Here is a 16,921-nt window from a genome sequence, read left to right as displayed (position 1 = left end):
TTGGGGAAAGTCATGGCAACCGCACTAGACTCCGACCGCGCACTTGAAGATGAGGCCCAAGATCAATTCGGCTTTGTCGGTATGGCAAAGCGACTTGCTCCATCAATTGTTGAAGCATCCAAAGGTGATGGCATGGTCATCGGCTTGGAAGGCCGTTGGGGTTCGGGAAAGACTTCGCTTTTGAACTTCTTACGAAGCGAACTTGTCGCAGCTCAAAACGAAGGAATACACACCATCACAATAGCGCCGTGGCTCAATGGGGATACGTCATCGATGGTCGAGTCATTGCTTGAACCGATGACGGTAATACTTAAGGCGAAGGAAGAAGCGCTTGCGGCGGCTGACGGCGAACAGGAGAATGCGGCAAAGGAACAGATGGCTGAGGTCGGTCAGCTGCTGCGGGATTATGGTCCGAAGACTGCCCGCAGGATAGCATCAGTTGCGAATGTTGCCGGGTACTTCATTCCTGGAAGCCAGATGGTCGGAGGTGCACTAGAAGCCGCTGCAAATGCGGCGGATCAGTTGATGCCTGTTGGGCCAACACCATCTGAACTAAAGCAAAAAATAGCGCACAAAATTCAAGAACTGAATGTCGGGTTTGTCGTCATTCTCGATGATCTAGATCGCCTTGAACCCGAGCAAGCGGTTGAGGTTGTGCGTTTGGTCCGTTCCGTCGCTGACTTTCCACGGGTCGCTTATTTGATGTGCTACGATCGCGAAGTTCTAGCTCAGGCCCTAAAGACCGGCCTCAAAGTTGCAGACGGTGATCTTTTCCTTCAGAAAATCGTGCAACTCACATTCAATATTCCGCTTCCAGAGCCATTCGATCTTCGCACTCAATTTCGAGATGAAGCAAAAGCTATTTATGCCGAAGTCATGGGGGCTGACGCTGACGGCGAGCTACTCAAGGATTTAGGCTCCGCCGTCGACCGAGAAGGAATGGGGCTATCCACACCGCGCGAAGTTAAACTTGCTTTGAACAGCATTCGCTTTGTATTCCCACAGGTTAAAGACGATGTATATTTCCCAGATTTCTGCCGTCTTCACTTGATCAAGACCACCAATTACAAACTTTATCAATGGCTTGAGGTGTATCTTTCAGTGCGCTCTGTACTGGTGACTGGAGATGCAACGGTTGCAAGTGATGAAAAGGCCAAAATGGGTGAGCAGCTAAAGACGCTCTTGCCTTCCGAGGGCCCTGACTCTGGGCGCTCGATCTGGAGTTTGAGACGCTTCATTCCGGGCGTAGCTGATGTGGAAGAGGCAGAAAAGCGAGTTTTTAACACGATGAATTCGGCCGCTGTTTCCGAAGCTATCACGCTCAAAAGGCTCGGTAGCCCATTGCATTATCGTTTTTATTTTGCGCTCACTGGTCCAAAGACAGTTATGTCAGATGGCGATTTCAATGACCTCATGGAGTTGGCACGGGCAAATGTCCCACAGTTGACCGAACGCCTAACCGAAGAAGTTATGAAGCGTCGTAGCTCAGGCAAAACGTGGTTCGAACATGTGCTGAACCGACTAGACGACGAATGCATAGCGGGGTTGGATGAAGCTCAGCTTGTTGGAATTGTAAAAGCGCTGTCGGGAATGATGGACGCCGCGATGGCAGAAGACGGAGAGCAGCGCGCGTTTTCTCTTTCACTTGATGGCATTGCGAATATCGTTACCAAGAGTTGCCTAAATCGATTGCATGGTCTGAACCCGGCCGCACAGGCTGAGACGGTCCGACAGATTGCAAGGGAAGGACAGGCCATAAATTGGCTGGTTGGCAAGTTTTTTAGAAGCCAACTGTTTCGCCACGGTAAAGTTGGCAATGAAGCAGATAGTCCGGACCAATGGGAAATTTCGGAAAATGTTCTGGATGAAGCCATAGAAATCTTGAAGGCGCGCGTCAGCGAACAAGTCACAAAAGAACTGATACCGAATCTGCCTGACATTTCAGCCTACCTATATGGCTGGCTGAACATAACTGGAGATGATCAAGCCATCGATTGGGTTCGAGAATACACTATTACCGATGAGGGTTTTCTTAGTATACTGAACCATCTCAGAGGATGGTCGATGAGTGACAAAGTCTATTACCCACTATCCAAAGATGCCGTCGAAGGATTTCTCGATTGGGATGACACTGTTGCCCGCTTGGATAGCTTGAAGGACGGTGAATTTGCAGATCAAGTTGCTGACCTCCAGCTGGCAATTGAACAATCAAGGCATTGAGCGAAAAAGAAATCTGGCGTAGGTCTCGCTGAACAGCCGGTCAGTGTCGATTTCACTCCAACCGCTTAGCTCGTTCGGCAACCTTCTGAACCATCGAAACAGTAGCTCCGCCCGCCTGCCGTATCCCGGCTCCCGCAATCTCGGCGTTCGACCTTGTCCCAAAACGTGCTCGCGCCCGGGACCCCTTGGTGCCGACCAATCCCTTGGCGAAGCCGCCGGGCCCCGGAATGCTTGGCGGTCCGGCCATCATGAAATTGCCTGAGATTGAGCGCACGATCAGTGGTGTGGCAATGATCATGCCACCTGCGAGGAACATCATCATGAAGAAGGGCACCAGCGCGCCGATGTTGCTGGCTCCGGAGGGATCTCCGAGTTCGGTCATCAGTGAGCGCGACATGCCGACAACAGTGGAAAACACCCCGGCGATCACGAGAGGGTAGAGCGCGTAGGACACGGTGCTGGACAGCCAGCGGTGGAAATAGTCTTTGCTGACGTCGAACAGCGAAAGCGCGATCATGATGGGTGCGATGCCGATCATAAAGGCCAGCATGATCTTGGCGAAGATCAGGACAAGCCCGCAAAGTGCGCCGATGACGCCCAATAGGAAAGCGCCAATCGCACCGATGAGGGCACCGGCCATCCAATGCATGTTGTCACCGGCCGCGTTCAGATAATCACCAAATTCCTCGATGAGATCGTCAAAGGCTTCGGCAAAGTAGGATGCACCTGCGCCGCCGCCGCCAAGTCCTGCCACCATGCCGCCCCCGAGCTGGTCGAGCCCGTTGATCAGGGCGCTGGCCACGGCGTTGAATTGGACCCAATTCATCGCAAAGAGGGAGATCAACATGAGCTTGAGAGCGAACCAGAACGCAGTTCGCCCATCCATGGACTTGTACTGAAACACCATGTTGAGGAAGACGCCGATCACCGCGAGCGTCGAAGCCACGGCAATGACGCCGCCGAGCTGACCGGCGACATTGCCAAAGGTGGTTTGGGCCGCGTCGTCCAGAAAGTTGTCGGTTGTCTCTACCATCCAGGTGACGACGCCCATCGGTTCCTCCTCGGTTGGATTTAGGTGGTGTCACCAGTGCGACGTTTCAGGAATGCCTTCAGGATATGCTCGCCGTCAAAATCCGGCACGACCGAGACCAGTTCCCAGCCGTCTTGGCCAAGAGCCGTCAGCTGCGCTTCGATCTTCGGTGGCTTTGTCTTGGCAGTGTTGATCTGTTCAATCTTGTATTCAAACATGGGCTGTTTCCTTTGAATGGGCCGGATCAATCGGCAGGTAGAATTCGGTAATGCCGCGCGCGCCTTCATGGCGACCGGCTTGAATGATCACATCGATGGAGCGGGTGATGTAGTCGTTCATGTCCTGGTAGGTCATGGGCACGTCGGTCTTCAGGGCGGCGATGGCGAGGCGCTGGACCGCCAGCTGAGGGGTTTCAGCGTGCAGCGTGGTGAGTGAGCCACCGTGGCCGGTGTTGATCGCCTCGAGGAAGGTCATGGCCTCTTTGCCGCGCACTTCGCCCAGAACGATGCGGTCTGGCCGCATGCGCAGGGTAGAGGTCAGCAGGACATCGGCGCTGCGCATGGCTTCGTCGCGGTCAGACATCAGGGTCACAACATTTGGCTGCGTTGGACGCAGCTCCGCAGCCTCTTCGATCGTGATGATGCGCTCGTCGGCGGGCACAAAGGAGAGGATCTTGCGCGCCGTGACGGTTTTGCCGGTGGAGGTTCCGCCGGACACGATCATGTTGAGCTTGTGGGTGACGCAGAACTTGATCGCGGCGTCGATGTCGCCTGTGGCCACGACATCGCGCAACTCGGCATTGCGCTTGTGTCTTGCACCCTCGTTGCTGCGCTCTTTTCCGAACAGGTAGGACAGTTTGATCTGTTCCAATGGAAGGTCGGCGAAGAACCGCAAAGAAATCGCGTAACCGCCATCGACAGCAGGGGGCTGAATGACTTGCGCGCGGATTGGGCGGTCACGGTAGGTGATGCTGACCGAGACGATCGGTTTGGTCCGGCTAAGTGTGGTGTTTGCGGCCGAAGCAATCTGATTGCCCAGGTCTTTGATTTCATTGGGCGAGAGCTGTCGACTGACGCGCCGCATAAAGTGATCCCCCTGAAACTCGGCCCACAGCGTGCCGTCAGGATTGATGCAAAGCTCGATCAGCTTTGGATCGCGCGCCTCGGGGATCTTGTCCATCGAACTTTGCAGATAGGTGGCGGCCATGATCAGAAAATCTCCAGATCGCGGTCGACCATCACTGTGATACGGGCACCTTGATCGACATAGATCACGGGCGAGACGGAGAGGTATTCGCCAATTACGCTTTGCGCGCTGTCTTGCAGGTCTTCGCCAATGCCTTCCAAGACATCAGAGGTGATCTCGTCTTCGGTGTTCTGCGCGGCGACGGCAGGCAAGGCTCCGATCAGTGATATCAGGGCGGCTGAGCCGAACCGCGTGCCAAAGCGGCTGTCGACGAAGCCAGTTGTGCCGGACCGTCCCAGTTCATCACCACCAAAGGCGCTGATTTCGACGGCCTGGTTGCTCGGCAGAATGATCCGGTCCCAGGCGATGGTCACGCGTTGCTGCGCGATGTCGAGGCCGGATTGATACCGCCCGATCAGACGTGCGCCGCGCGGAATCAGAACCCGTGAGCCATCATAGGCGTGGACATCTTCAGACACCATCGCGCGGACCTGACCGGCGAGCGAGCTGTCGATTGCGGTCTCCAGTACTGCCTGGATCATCGTCCCCTGAACGACCGTATTTGATGGGTTCACGATCAGCTGAGCTTGCGTCACCTCGGCAGGCTCAGCGCCATTGCGGACAAACTCTGTGTCCCCATCCAGCCGCCGCTGCTCTGCGGCGGTATCATTGTTGCCGCTGCTTGAGCCGCCGAAAGCAATGATTGGGCTGGCGATACGGGCTTGCAGCTCCTCAAGTTCGGCTTGCCGCCGCCGTTCCAGCTCCTGAAGTCGCAGCTCCTCGGCCGTGGGGCCGGTCGGTGCGGGTGTGCGCGGGGCTTCCAGGCGTGCAAGCTCAAGATCGTTCTGCAGGCGCTGGATTTGCCGCGCACGTTCTTCCAACTCTTCGCGCAAGGCGGTTTGCGTTGCTTCTGCCTCGCTGCGCAGGGCGTCGATTTCTGCGCCCAAGGTATCCAGTGCCTCGAGGTCGACAGTTGGGGCTTCAGGTGCAGGTGCGTTGCGCATGGCTTCGAGCTCGCGCCGCATGGCGTCCATTTGCGCGCGCAGCTCTTCTGTTTCGCTGTTTGGTTCCGGCTCCGGCGGCGGGGTTGTGTCAATCGGTGCAGGCGTGGGCTCGAGCGCACCAAAGCCCGGTCCGGCTGCTTGGAACTCATCAGGAGACGCAGTTTCCAGACTTTCGGGGGCTGAGCCGCCAGAGAACAACAACATGAGTCCCCCAAGGGCTGCGATTGCCACAATGCCCAAGGCAATAGTGACAACAGACGGGCGCGCCTTCGCGTTTTGTGGTTTTCCTTCAAGCGCTTCGAGGCGTTTCTTAAGCTCAGCTGTTTCACTCATCGCGATCTTCCTCGCTCATCTCTTGGACGCAGATCTCGTCCTCACCAAGCCTGAGAACCCATCGATCGCTGACACCTGAGACGCGGATCACGCCATCTGGCCGCGCCAGCGCATTTACGCTGCGCTCATTGCCCGCCGACCAGCGAAAGATCGCGGGCAGCGGCGCGTTTGCGGCAAAGCGGAAATAGGTGAAGGTGCCGTCATCCCAAATCTCGCGCGGGGTGATTTCGGACTGCGCGCTGACGCCATAGGCGTGGTTTGAAGGTTGGCTTGCGGCCACACGAGATTGACGTGGTGCCGCCTCAGGATAGGTGAAGCGAATAACGTAGAAGGTCGGCGAACTCGCCTCAGTGACGTTGAAATAATAGCTGCGCCGGTTGGTATAGACGGTGATGTTGGTATGCGCGCCGCGCGAGACGGGCTTGATCGCAAAAGCCTGGCCACCGGGCACGCCGTCCAGGAGAAACCCTTCGGTGTCGCCTGCAATGATTGAGCGGATGGTCTCGCCTTGGCCGAATTCAATGCTGGTCACGTGGGTCAGGCTGGTGCGGATGCGGTAGACCTGTCCATCCTGGTAGGTCGCCAGCCTGACGCGGGCATCATAGGGCCCCTGGCGCGGCTGTGTTTCCGCATAGGCGGTGCCAGCAAGCGGAACAAAGAAGGCGAGGATCAGGAACAGGCGGCGCATGGGTTACTCCAAACGATCCGAGCGGATCGCGTATTCGGTGACGGTGAAGCCGAAAGGGTTCTGCCAGACATCGTCGATCGACCGGCTGTTCTCGGGCCGAAACTCAAACATCAGGGTTGCGGTGAAGAGCCCGTTTTGACTGCCGCGCGGCGAGTTTAGCTGCTTGCGCAGGCGCACTTGGGCACGATTGGCGCTGATATGGGTGATCGAGAGCACCTCGACCTCAAGCCGCGCATCTGTGCCATAACTGTCCGGCGGATAGGCCTCATGACCGCTCGTCCATAGCGCGCGCAGCCCTGCGGCGGCCGCACCGTCCGACTGGTCCAGGACCCGCCGCACCCGCACATCATTGTCGAGCTGATTGTACGTCTCTCGATCAATCACGTAGCGATAGACCTGTGCCTCGATGATAGCGGGGCGTTCCGTGAGTGAGACCGCTTCAACCATGGCATTGGGGAGGGCCATGCCGGTTTCGCTATCAAAGGGCACGATCATGGGCGGCGGGTCCACGTCAAACAGGGCGACAAGGGCAGCGGCGAGGCAACCTGCCATGCCAAACGCCATGCCTGTCAGCCCCAGCTTTTGCCACATGAGCTCGCGCCGTCTTGCGCCGTAGACGAGCTCTTCTTCGATGATTTCTGCCTCGCTGCTCATGGGTTCAGTCCGCACGCAGGTCTGGCAGGGTGAAGTCCATGTAGCGGCGCTCTTCAGCTAGCGTGGCAGCATCCACCACGCCGGACTGGCCCGCACCGACGGTCTGAATAGCTTCGAGCTCCCACATGCGGGTCATGGCAATGGCCAGTTCGGCCGTGACCCGGGTGTTATGATCGACGGCTTCCTTGAGCGTTTCCATGTCCGGGATCAGTGAAACCAGCTGCTCGACCCGTTCAAGGGATTGCGCGGCCTCGTCATAGCTGTTCTCGGCTGCTGCCGACATCACCGCCCCGGTGCCCGCCTGGCTAGCAATGCGCTCAGCCCCCGGATTGCCGCTGCTGGCCATGTCGGAAAGGGTATCTTGATCAAAGCCTGCATCTTCCAGGGCTTGCGTCATGCGGCCTTCCATCTGTGGGGCCGCATTGCCGATCAGGCTACTGAAGTCACCGCTTTGGATTTGCCGGATGGTGCCAAGGAGATCGCCGAATTCCTGATCGAGCAGGCCGTCAAGGTCGCCGCCCATGGCCATTTCGATGATATCCGTCGCGCCGGTCAGGGCTGCGTAGGTCTCATTGAGTGTGTCGAGTTGCTGCTGAACCAGGTCGAGTTGTTCGAGAAGCGTGTCGAGCTGGTCAGTTTGGATCCCGAAATCCTCCAGCATCTGCTGCAGTTGGCGAATTTCCTGCGCAATGTTGCGGGTGTCGATCGTTGGAACGCCTTGGGCAGATACGGATGACGCGAACAACAACGCGCAAGTGGCTATGGCTGAAAGAAAGCGGATCATCGGAGTGCCTCCAGATCGAATTGCATGAAATCTTGTTCGTGGGCTTGAGCGGCGGCCATGACCAGTTCGGCCGCACTTAGTGGACGGGTATGGGCGGCCTTGAGGCGGGTCCGGATCGCGATCAGGCGAGCGAGTTCGGCCCGCGCATAGGTGTTGAGCGACATCGCGGCATGAATGTCATCGGTCTCGCCAATACGGGTGATGATATTTTGTACGCGCAGGGCAGCTGCGCGCACGGAGACCATGGAATAGTCACCGTAAACCCCCGCGCCAAAAGAGGTGAGGCTCATGGTGGAGTTGGCAAGCAGAACGGGATCGATGGTGCCGAGCGCATCGACGCCACCGACACGCGCGAGGTAGAGATTGTAGCGCTCGGGGATGACCTGAACGTAGTGCTGGGTCTCGGCAAAGGGCGGCACGCCGCCGTACCGCTGCACGTTGCCAGGACCGGCATTGTAGGCCGCCAGACCGTGAATGATGTTGCCGTCAAACATGGCCAGCATCTGCGCTAGATAGCGCGCGCCACCAGTGACCTGGATGTAGGGGTTTTCGTAATAGGCTGGATAAATCCCGAGGTCCTGCGCCGTGCCGGGCATGATCTGGGTCAGGCCGAATGCACCGACAGGGGAGCGCGCTCCGATTGTGAAGCGGCTTTCTTGCCAGATCAGGGCCTGCAAAAGGCAGCGCCATTGCTTGGGCGACAGGCCCGCCGCGCGCACGCCGGACATATTGTGCGTTTCTTGGGCGGCGCGGATGATCAGCTCTTCGATGGAGCCGGAGGCGTCGCCGAACATCTGGACTGCGCCGGGGTTTGGGTCGACCGGACCGTAAAGCGTCTCTGCTGCGCTTTCAGGTGATGATCCTGCCTCCAAACTCGCGACCAGCGCGCCTGAATTGCCGCTGGCAAGCGTTGCGGCATCGAGGATATCATCCAGCGCCTGGAGTTGTTCTTGCTCGAGCTCTTCAAGCTCTTCCTCTCTGGTCAGCCGATCCCGCTGAAGCGCCAGATCTTGTTTCCGCTGCTGCAGAACGCGCTCGCGTTGCAAGAACATGCCCGCATCAAATGTGGGCACACCTTGAGCATAGGCCAACGGCGCGCTGAAACAGACCAAGCCCACAAAGATATGCAGGTGGTGCTTACTCACTGAGACCGCCAATCGGGCCAAGCAGCTCGAAATTGCAGTTGCTGCGGCTGACCTCAGCGAACGAATTGAAGCATTCCGCTTCTGACGGTCGGTATTCCGCGCAGGCTGTCAGGGTCAAAAGGGCGAGGGTCAGCACGAAAAGTCTACGCATCAATCTGTCTCCAAAAATCGGGGTTTTTGCGATAATCCGCGCCGACCAGCGCTTCGCCTTTTTCCATGCCGCCAAGGATCGTGAGGTAGGGGCCAAGGGCGCTGAGATCGGCGTCGATCACCACCGAGCCTTGATCGTCGCGCACCAGCGCTAGGCGAGAGTTACTGCCCGTGCCGAGCAGAACGCTCAGCTCTTTTTCAGCGAGACCCAGCATCGTGTAATCGCTGGCGGAGGCACGAATGTTGGGAAGCAAAAGCTGCGCCGGGACCGCCTCGATAATCGTTTTGCCGGTGCGGGTTTTCTCGAGCTGGCTTGCGTATTGGGTCATCATCACAACGACGGCATTCTGTTTGCGCGCGGTGACAAGCCAGTTGCTAAGGCGATCCGCGAAATACGGATTGTCGAGCGCTTTCCACGCTTCATCGATGATAATCAGCGTCGGCTTGCGATCTTCAATCACGCGTTCCACCCGCCGAAACAGATAGGACAGGACCGCCATGCGTTCTTTCTCGCTTTCGCTGTCGAGAATGCCGGTCAGGTCAAAGCCCACGACATCACCGTCGAGCGAGAAGGTGTCTTCAGCGCTCTGCCCGAAGATCCAGCCATATCGGCCGTCTGCGGTCCATTCCTGGATCCGCTCGAACAGATCCCCTTCATCCGCCCCGGCCACAAAGAGGGAGGCCAGATCCTGCCAGTTGCGCAGGGCGGCCTCACTGGCCCCGGCGTTTTGGCGAACCACCTCTTGAATGCGATTGATCTGGACCGGGCTTAGAGGCTTGTCAGAGCGATGCAGCAGCGTGGCCAGCCAATCAGACAGCCAGGCTTGACCGCGCCCATCGATTTCCGTGCGCAGCGGGTTGAGACCAGTTGCTTCGCCCGCCTTGATGGCGCTGTAGCGCCCGCCATTGGCTCGTACCGCCATTTCCATGCCCGCGCGATAGTCGAAAACAAAGACGCGTGCCTCACAGCGTCGGGCTTGGGTCATGATGAAGGCCGACAGCACTGACTTGCCAGAGCCTGGGCGGCCGAGGATCAAGGTGTGCCCGCCTGTCGGTTCTTTGTCCGGCTGACCCGTTTCATGATAGTTGAACAGGAAGCCCGAACGTTCAGGCGTCGGGAACAGGGAGATTGGTTTGCCCCAAGGCACTTGGTGGCCAGGTTTGCCCAGTTGACCGCGATGAAGCGCGGCGAGGTCAGCAAAGTTCGTGTTGGTTATAGCGGCCTTGCGGCTGCGCATCTGCCCATTGCCCGGATGCTGCGCGAAATAATGGGTTCGGGCGGCGAAACTCTCGTTTACCAGATTGACACCTTCACTGGCCGCGATGTTGCGCACCTCGGCAGCGATTGCATCCAGCTTTTCCTCAGTCTCGGCGAAGACCGTGACCGTCATGTGATGATCGCCAAAGCTGAGCCGCTTGGATTCCAGATCGTCGAGCGCGTCGACCAGTTCTTCGGCCAATGAGATGGCCCCATCATTACTGGCCTTCATCAGACGCTGTTGGCGCTTGATCCGGCTGGCCATGATGTTGCTGTTGATCGGCGTGAAAGAATGCGTGACGACCATGTCGACGGGCAGGTTCAGCTCATCGAACATAGTGCAGTTGGTTTTGGCCGGGTAGGTCTTGATCGCAAAGCTCGTACCAAACCGCTTGCCCGCCGTCCCATCGTCGAGCAAAAAGCCTCGCCCCTGAAACGTGACGCGGGTGTTGGCCACATCTTCGGCAATGACGCCAAATCGCGATTTTGCGAAGAGCGGTCGCTCTTGGCCGATGTTGAGCGCCCCGAGGAACCCGAGTAGCTCGCCATTTTCGGCCCCAAGAGAGCGTGGGTTCATCTCAGAGAACGACGATCTGAGAAACCCGACGACCTCCTCGAGCTTGCGCAACTGTTTGGCTGTCTGGTCTTTCAGCTGTGCGATCGAATCCGTGCGCTTCAGGCGCAGCCGCGCGCTCATGGGAGGACGTTTCAGCACTGTCAGCGTGAGCGTTTTGTCCCGCAGCCCCGCCCGTGCCATGGCTGTCTGCCAACGGGTGTCCAGCGCTTGCGCAAATCCTTCCTCGGGCACCGGCGGCAGCGTGGTCTCGATGGCCTTCGACACCTTATGCACGTAGAAGCTATATTCTGGCCCAATCTGCGCAATGATCGCAGCAAAGAGCGCGCGGATCTTCTCCAAATGGGCGTCGTCGCAGGTCATGCTGTTGACGCCATCGAGGCGGATGCATTGGAACAGGGCATTGCCGCGCGTACGGATCGTCACGTCATTCACGAGGCTGACATAGGGCAGCATGCTGGCCATCGGCCGCTCTTTACGCGCCCACCCTGGCATCATGGCAAGATCATCCGAAGGATCACGGAGCATAGCTGTCCCCCGAATGGATCGTGCGGTTCGGCGTAGGGGGCGTTTCCTGCAAAGCGGTGACCATCACCTCAAGAAAGGCCGGATCCCAGTCAGCCGCTTTCCACAACGCAGGATAGGCGAGAGCGGCGATGATGATCACCGGCCAGCTCTGAACCCAGAGAAACAGCAACACAAACCCGAAGAGCCACACCATGGCATACATGATCGGCAAGCCGATGAGCTTTGGCGGACGGATCAGGCCGAGGAAGAGGCGGGTTTGCGTTGCCATGCCGAATTTACGCGCCCCAGATCGCGGTCACGATGGTCGGCGCAGCTGCGATGCCTGCAATCGCAACAAGCACCCAAAGTGCTTGGCGGAAATCCAGAATGCCAAAGAGCCAGGATAGGAATACACCGATCAAAGCCAAGGTGCCGATCACAATGCCCAACGGACCGGTGATTGTATCGACAATGCCTTGCAGCAGGTTCTGCACCGGCGAAAGGTCGATGCTCTGCGCAAAGGCCGGGTTGGCAATCATCAAACTGGCCAGAGCCAGCGACAGGATCGTGCGGAATTGAATGTGCATCAGGAGGCTCCAGTCAGTCGATCACGCACGGCCATGACGCGGCGCACGTGATTTTGGGTTTCTTGGTAGGGAGGAATGCCGCCGTAGCGCGCGACCGCGTCTGGCCCCGCGTTATAGGCGGCAAGCGCAAGCTCAGGCGTGCCAAAGCGCGCCAGCATCATCAGGAGGTATCGCGCAGAACCATCCAGGTTGGCCTGCCAATTATGCGGATCTACGCCGAGCTGCGCGGCCGTTGCGGGCATCAATTGTCCAAGCCCGATTGCTCCTGCAGAGCTGCGCGCATTCGGGCGATAGGCGCTTTCGATCTCGATATTGGCTTGGAAAAGCGCGCGCCATTCAGACACAGATAGACCGGCGCGGCGCAATGCCGGGTGTCCGCCATAGCGATGCGCGGTGCTTTCAAGAGCTGCGAGGATTTCAGGGCGGGGAACTGCTCGGGCGGGTGCAGGAGGCGAAGCATCAGGCTCAGGCGCTGCAAAAACGATCAGCTCTGGCAGGTTTGCACCAATCCCGTCGACATAGGTTTGGGCAAAACCTGATTGGGGTGTTTTGGTCTCCAGCTGGCCATCGGCCCGCATGGAAAGCACGAAGCCTTCAGAATAGGCGGGCGCAGCAAGGAATGCTGCGAGGGCGGCAAGTGGTTTAGCCCGCGACGTCCAGTTTGTGAGAGGCGGCTTTGCCCTCAAACATGGGGATAGAAATGATTGAAGCGCCAAGCCCCGCAAGGAAGCTGGATAAGCCGTTGATTGTCTTGAACTCTCGGGCAGCCATGTTGTTGCGTGCAGTGACGAGCAGGCGACGCGTCTCGCCATCTGGCGAGACGCAATGCACGGTCCAAACTCCGGACCACTGAGCACCTGTACGTTTGGGCGTAACCCGGCACACAACATCCGCCGAATGACCCTCGGCAAGCAGCGTGCGCAGCCCGTCTTCACTGACAACATTGGGGGCGTCTTGCATCAAATTCATAGGATCGAGCCTTGCAGAATTGTGCATTAGCCCGGCAGTCCCTCATGGACTACCGAACCGATACAATATTATAATCTTGCAATCAATAGGTGCAATTTGATTTGTTGCGCCATTCATGCGTTGAAACGAATTTACTGCAACGGAGTGGCTGAGCCAAGATAATATGGTGCTTTTGAAACAAACATGTGCGGCTCTGGCTGTTTTGAGTTGGGGGTCAGCCTCGATCGCGGGCAGTTGCCTGCCGCCTGTGCCGCCCTGGATGCCGACCAATGCCGATGACGTGCAGGCCTACGCGGATCTGTTGAAGCGCGACGCGGAGATGTATTTTATCGATGTTGAGCAGTACTTCCGATGCCTGGATCGGCAGCGGCGAGAGGTCTTCGAGCAAGCGCGCGAGGTCAGTGGAGACTATGCGCGCGTTCTGGAGTTCCTGGACGACATGAGGAAATGATACCCGTCCTCACCTAGAGAAAGCTGTCGTTCACTAAAGCGGCGGCGAAGGTCGCCAAGGCGGACAAAACCGACCTAGAAATCGCCGAGGTCAATGGCTGCTTTCGAAATACTGCGCCTGCAGAAAAAAGCACCGTGGGCGAAAAGGAGACCTACGCTGCGGAACGCACCAAAGTCCGAATTGGAGTGTTCGCGCCTTAGGGAAACGTGTGAATTGGCCTAATTGGGCACGGTGAAACGTGTTAGCTAAGGCTCAAGTGGCTGTGTAAAATTGGCGACGTTAGCTGCATCCCATATTGCCTAAAAATTCCAGCTAACCTTAATTCCTCCACCGAACTCTTCACCATAAGTGTTGATTGTGTATACAAGGCCGGCGGATACGTCCCACGCACTACCGGGTGCGGCCCGAAGACCAAGGCCAACGGACAGTGAATCCGGCCCGCGATGTGTGCCAACGAACGATTGGGAAACTCCGGGTGTGGAGGCAAAGCCGGCGTTGATACCATGCGTTCTTTGTGAGGAAGCGAGGAAATCGTGCTCGTAGCGCGCAAATCCGATTGGGATAAGTCCGCCGCCAAACTCCGGCCCGGAAAAATTCAACCCGACACTTGCGACGAGGCTTTCTGCAGAAGTATCGTAAACCTTTAGAGCTGTAGATGCATCACCAGTTTCAGTGAAACCATCCTGACTATAATGGGCATAGCCCAATCCAAATTCAGGTGCGAAACTAAATGCTCCTAATGGTTGCCAACCATTGTATTCGGCACGAACGGCGGCTTCGATTGTGCGGCTGCTATAATCTGCATTGTGCGTATTTGCGCCACTCCCAGTGATGGCTGTGCGTGTGCCATCCGTCTGTGCCCAAGACATACCGGCCATCCCTGTTAGCGACCAGTCGTCAACATCGTAGGCACCGTATGCACCGAGGTGAAATGCGGTGGATGAAAGATCCGACGCAAAGGCGGACGTATGTTCATCCAAAGAATACGTGCCATAGCCAACATATGCGCCGATCCGCCCTTCCGCAGAACTCCACAGGTCAGAGCCCAAAATAATTTCTCCCAGATTGTAACCGAAACCAGCAAGATTACCGTCTGAATCCACAGTACCCTCGGAAATTGCCGCATCAATCCAAAAGCGCCGACCGTCATCCGTGAAGCCTTCGGTTCGTCCATCGGCTACACCCGTTCCTCGGGCATTCGACAAAACCATATTACGACGTAAGTCGCTGTGCTCCAACGCCACGGTTATGTAAGATGCGTAGATTTCAGGGTGAAGCGTTTCAACTTGCTGTAGATCCGCATGCGTCAAGGTCTTGTTGCTGTTCACAACCAGATTTCCGTAATTCATCGTGTTGGTCGTGCCCGTGGCAATCAATGGGTGATTCAGCAAACCAATATCCACAAAAGAAATGTCCACACGGTCATCAGCCACCGGATTGTTCACAATGGTATAGACAAGATTTGCAGGCAGATCAGAGCCAGCGGCACTAAGCTGTGTGGCCGTTGCTGCCATCGGGGCCGCGTCAAAACCTTGTACATTGGACGTCAGGTCCGGATTATTGTCCGCCCTCGCAACAGTGTAAATACCGCTGTTTCCCCCTGTGATGTAGTCTGCGGAAACTGCCGTCGGATCAGTGGCAAAAGGAATGAAAAAAACTGTATCGAAGCCTGTCAGTTGTGAGGTAGGCGATCCACCAACATTGGCAACAAGCTCCCCAGCGTAAGTGATGACTCCCGGGACGCAAACGCCGCCAATGCATTCTCCGGCAGGGCTGATGCCAACCAAAACTTGGTTGGTGCCTGCAAATTCAAGGTTTTGTGCATTCAACACCACCGATTGCAATCCAGGTGACACGCCGCCGCTTCCTGCGCCCAACGGCGATGCTGAGACCAGATCGATTGTGCTGTTCGTAAATCGCGCAACGTCAATGCCATCGGCGACCCCAAAGTCGCCAAAACTGGAACGCGTTCGCAGTGTACCGGAGTCAACGATCAGTCTGTCGAGGTTGTTGTAGAATTGGAAACGGTCGTAAAACGTACCACCGTTCTGAACTCTGAGGTCAAGCCATGCGTCGGGTACGTCTGTTCTTACCGTATAGCCGGTTGTGTCCAAAGTGCCGCCGTCAATCCATACCTGGTCGACTTGCAGGCCGCGCCCCAGGTTATTCGCACCGGTCGAGGTTATTGTCGTCGTGCCAGCGCCAACTTCCAATAACACGGCTTGCGGGTTGGCAGAGGCTCCCAATACAGCCGCTTCCGCACTTCCAAAGTTCAAAGTACTGTCGCCGCTAAACGATAGGGTGCTGCGTACGCCATTGCGTTGCTCGATGCGCAGTGTACCGCCATTTTCAAGTGAAACCGTACTGTTGTTGAAAACGGGTGCCGTTAGGCGAAGTTCGGAGGACAAGCCATCCACCGTAACATTGCCGCCATTCACCGTGGACTGTGGCAAGCCGGAGCCCACGTTACTGAGCAGCCCTAAAACGGAGTTTTTTTCGACTACCAGGTTTGCCCCTGAGCCAACTGTCAGATTCCCTTCGGTGCGCGGCGTGATTGCCGTTCCATCGAATGTTAGATTCGCGCCATCGTCGACCACCACCGACAAACGGTTCAAGTTCGTTGACTGATTGCCAAGTTGGAGGAGGTTGTCGCCTGTTTCAGCGCGAATGACAGGCGTGCCGCCACGCGGTGCTGCCATGAACAAGTCTGTGCTGTCCTCAAACGTCAGCGAGGCATTGCGCAGCGCCAAAACGCCGCCGCGCCCAACGGATCCATCCCCTATCAGCAGGTAACTAATTTGACCCGTGTGTGCTCCATCATCGCTTGCGCCATCTCTCAGCGTTACAGCAGTATTTTCAAGGGTAAGCCGGTCAAACTCCAACTCAACGACTGTATTGCTTGGGACGGTATTTTCTGTTGGTATATCATACGCGGTGATTTCTAAGGCTGTTTTCCCGCCGTCAGTTCGCGCAGAGCCGAAATAGGTATTCGCCCAACTGCTATTAAGCCCCCTTGTAAAACTTACGTTGCCGGCAAACCTCAGATGCCCCCCACGCGCAGAATTTGCAATCCAGTCGGAATCAAAAACCAGCCCATCATGCGATCCAATTATTGGATTGATCAAGCGGTTCGCGGGGTTTAACCCCAATAAAAGACTTGCATCAACAAGCGTTCGTGCGCAGCCCAAACTCAAGCCTGGCTCGGAAGCGACAGAGCAGTAGCCCTGCGCCGACGCCGTTGAAGCGCCCACGAGTTGAATGGTTGCAAGCGCGCAAGAGGTCAAAAGACCTGTTCTGAGTTTACTAGCCATTTGAAGTTCCTTTGCGCCCAACTTGATTTAAACATTTCCAAAATAACATCGTATACATTCACAGAGTCATA

17 protein-coding genes are annotated in these 16,921 nt (G+C 56.9%); 2 read left to right on the top strand and 15 right to left on the bottom strand.

The window, feature by feature from the left end:
• Positions 1-12 precede the first annotated feature (12 nt).
• Positions 13-2,220, top strand: a complete 2,208-nt coding sequence (locus tag AC2FJC_RS11835; protein ID WP_496739665.1) for a KAP family P-loop NTPase fold protein — start codon at positions 13-15, stop codon at positions 2,218-2,220.
• Between the two features lie 52 nt (positions 2,221-2,272).
• Here AC2FJC_RS11835 and AC2FJC_RS11830 read toward each other — a convergent pair whose 3' ends face one another.
• The 14 genes from AC2FJC_RS11830 to AC2FJC_RS11765 all read right to left on the bottom strand — a co-directional run bounded on the left by AC2FJC_RS11830 (position 2,273) and on the right by AC2FJC_RS11765 (position 13,088).
• On the bottom strand, positions 2,273-3,271 hold the full coding sequence (locus tag AC2FJC_RS11830) for a TrbL/VirB6 family protein (protein WP_496739664.1): 999 nt from the start codon (positions 3,269-3,271) through the stop codon (positions 2,273-2,275).
• A gap of 20 nt (positions 3,272-3,291) precedes the next feature.
• Positions 3,292-3,468, bottom strand: a complete 177-nt coding sequence (locus AC2FJC_RS11825; protein WP_259776885.1) for a DUF4177 domain-containing protein — start codon at positions 3,466-3,468, stop codon at positions 3,292-3,294.
• Positions 3,461-4,456, bottom strand: a complete 996-nt coding sequence (locus AC2FJC_RS11820; RefSeq protein ID WP_496739663.1) for an ATPase, T2SS/T4P/T4SS family — start codon at positions 4,454-4,456, stop codon at positions 3,461-3,463. The genes AC2FJC_RS11825 and AC2FJC_RS11820 overlap by 8 nt, the downstream gene beginning before the upstream one ends.
• Before the next feature lie 2 nt (positions 4,457-4,458).
• A complete protein-coding gene (locus AC2FJC_RS11815) occupies positions 4,459-5,772 on the bottom strand; it encodes a TraB/TrbI/VirB10 family type IV secretion system protein (RefSeq protein WP_496739662.1) in 1,314 nt (437 codons plus the stop codon).
• The gene (locus AC2FJC_RS11810; protein ID WP_496739661.1) at positions 5,765-6,460 is read right to left on the bottom strand and encodes a TrbG/VirB9 family P-type conjugative transfer protein; all 696 of its coding nucleotides are present in this window, start codon (positions 6,458-6,460) and stop codon (positions 5,765-5,767) included. The genes AC2FJC_RS11815 and AC2FJC_RS11810 overlap by 8 nt, the downstream gene beginning before the upstream one ends.
• Before the next feature lie 3 nt (positions 6,461-6,463).
• Positions 6,464-7,114, bottom strand: coding sequence for a VirB8 family type IV secretion system protein (locus tag AC2FJC_RS11805; protein ID WP_496739660.1), 651 nt, complete (start codon positions 7,112-7,114; stop codon positions 6,464-6,466).
• Positions 7,115-7,118: 4 nt separating this feature from the next.
• The gene (locus AC2FJC_RS11800) at positions 7,119-7,898 is read right to left on the bottom strand and encodes a type IV secretion system protein (protein WP_496739659.1); all 780 of its coding nucleotides are present in this window, start codon (positions 7,896-7,898) and stop codon (positions 7,119-7,121) included.
• The gene (locus AC2FJC_RS11795) at positions 7,895-9,043 is read right to left on the bottom strand and encodes a lytic transglycosylase domain-containing protein (protein WP_496739658.1); all 1,149 of its coding nucleotides are present in this window, start codon (positions 9,041-9,043) and stop codon (positions 7,895-7,897) included. The genes AC2FJC_RS11800 and AC2FJC_RS11795 overlap by 4 nt, the downstream gene beginning before the upstream one ends.
• Positions 9,036-9,194, bottom strand: a complete 159-nt coding sequence (locus AC2FJC_RS11790) for a hypothetical protein (RefSeq protein ID WP_496739657.1) — start codon at positions 9,192-9,194, stop codon at positions 9,036-9,038. The genes AC2FJC_RS11795 and AC2FJC_RS11790 overlap by 8 nt, the downstream gene beginning before the upstream one ends.
• Positions 9,187-11,553 carry a VirB4 family type IV secretion/conjugal transfer ATPase gene (locus AC2FJC_RS11785; protein ID WP_496739656.1) on the bottom strand — a complete coding sequence of 789 codons (2,367 nt, stop codon included), beginning with the start codon at positions 11,551-11,553 and terminating at the stop codon, positions 9,187-9,189. The genes AC2FJC_RS11790 and AC2FJC_RS11785 overlap by 8 nt, the downstream gene beginning before the upstream one ends.
• Entirely contained in the window at positions 11,543-11,821 is a 279-nt protein-coding gene (locus AC2FJC_RS11780; RefSeq protein ID WP_496739655.1) for a VirB3 family type IV secretion system protein, read from the bottom strand. The genes AC2FJC_RS11785 and AC2FJC_RS11780 overlap by 11 nt, the downstream gene beginning before the upstream one ends.
• A gap of 7 nt (positions 11,822-11,828) precedes the next feature.
• Entirely contained in the window at positions 11,829-12,119 is a 291-nt protein-coding gene (locus AC2FJC_RS11775) for a TrbC/VirB2 family type IV secretion system protein (protein WP_025060020.1), read from the bottom strand.
• Positions 12,119-12,697, bottom strand: a complete 579-nt coding sequence (locus AC2FJC_RS11770) for a lytic transglycosylase domain-containing protein (RefSeq protein ID WP_496739770.1) — start codon at positions 12,695-12,697, stop codon at positions 12,119-12,121. Before AC2FJC_RS11770 ends, AC2FJC_RS11775 begins: the two co-directional genes overlap by 1 nt.
• 64 nt (positions 12,698-12,761) lie before the next feature.
• A complete protein-coding gene (locus AC2FJC_RS11765) occupies positions 12,762-13,088 on the bottom strand; it encodes a hypothetical protein (RefSeq protein WP_496739654.1) in 327 nt (108 codons plus the stop codon).
• Positions 13,089-13,254: 166 nt separating this feature from the next.
• On the opposite strand from AC2FJC_RS11765, the gene AC2FJC_RS11760 reads away from it, so the two are divergent.
• Positions 13,255-13,539, top strand: coding sequence for a hypothetical protein (locus AC2FJC_RS11760; protein WP_496739653.1), 285 nt, complete (start codon positions 13,255-13,257; stop codon positions 13,537-13,539).
• A gap of 299 nt (positions 13,540-13,838) precedes the next feature.
• Here AC2FJC_RS11760 and AC2FJC_RS11755 read toward each other — a convergent pair whose 3' ends face one another.
• Positions 13,839-16,850: an autotransporter family protein gene (locus AC2FJC_RS11755; RefSeq protein WP_496706899.1), complete on the bottom strand. Its 3,012-nt coding sequence runs from the start codon at positions 16,848-16,850 to the stop codon at positions 13,839-13,841.
• Between the last annotated feature and the right edge of the window lie 71 nt (positions 16,851-16,921).

The sequence above is a fragment of the Ruegeria sp. CDSB117 genome (assembly GCF_059611005.1).
This window is presented reverse-complemented; position numbering and strand designations above follow the sequence as displayed.

Coding starts and splice junctions, on each gene's coding strand:
- AC2FJC_RS11785 (WP_496739656.1), bottom strand. CDS start 11,553: ATGCTCCGTGATCCTTCGGATGATCTTGCCATGATGCCAGGGTGGGCG.
- AC2FJC_RS11765 (WP_496739654.1), bottom strand. CDS start 13,088: ATGAATTTGATGCAAGACGCCCCCAATGTTGTCAGTGAAGACGGGCTG.
- AC2FJC_RS11780 (WP_496739655.1), bottom strand. CDS start 11,821: ATGGCAACGCAAACCCGCCTCTTCCTCGGCCTGATCCGTCCGCCAAAG.
- AC2FJC_RS11770 (WP_496739770.1), bottom strand. CDS start 12,697: ATGCGGGCCGATGGCCAGCTGGAGACCAAAACACCCCAATCAGGTTTT.
- AC2FJC_RS11810 (WP_496739661.1), bottom strand. CDS start 6,460: ATGCGCCGCCTGTTCCTGATCCTCGCCTTCTTTGTTCCGCTTGCTGGC.
- AC2FJC_RS11815 (WP_496739662.1), bottom strand. CDS start 5,772: ATGAGTGAAACAGCTGAGCTTAAGAAACGCCTCGAAGCGCTTGAAGGA.
- AC2FJC_RS11830 (WP_496739664.1), bottom strand. CDS start 3,271: ATGGGCGTCGTCACCTGGATGGTAGAGACAACCGACAACTTTCTGGAC.
- AC2FJC_RS11775 (WP_025060020.1), bottom strand. CDS start 12,119: ATGCACATTCAATTCCGCACGATCCTGTCGCTGGCTCTGGCCAGTTTG.
- AC2FJC_RS11835 (WP_496739665.1), top strand. CDS start 13: ATGGCAACCGCACTAGACTCCGACCGCGCACTTGAAGATGAGGCCCAA.
- AC2FJC_RS11800 (WP_496739659.1), bottom strand. CDS start 7,898: ATGATCCGCTTTCTTTCAGCCATAGCCACTTGCGCGTTGTTGTTCGCG.
- AC2FJC_RS11825 (WP_259776885.1), bottom strand. CDS start 3,468: ATGTTTGAATACAAGATTGAACAGATCAACACTGCCAAGACAAAGCCA.
- AC2FJC_RS11755 (WP_496706899.1), bottom strand. CDS start 16,850: ATGGCTAGTAAACTCAGAACAGGTCTTTTGACCTCTTGCGCGCTTGCA.
- AC2FJC_RS11790 (WP_496739657.1), bottom strand. CDS start 9,194: ATGCGTAGACTTTTCGTGCTGACCCTCGCCCTTTTGACCCTGACAGCC.
- AC2FJC_RS11805 (WP_496739660.1), bottom strand. CDS start 7,114: ATGAGCAGCGAGGCAGAAATCATCGAAGAAGAGCTCGTCTACGGCGCA.
- AC2FJC_RS11820 (WP_496739663.1), bottom strand. CDS start 4,456: ATGGCCGCCACCTATCTGCAAAGTTCGATGGACAAGATCCCCGAGGCG.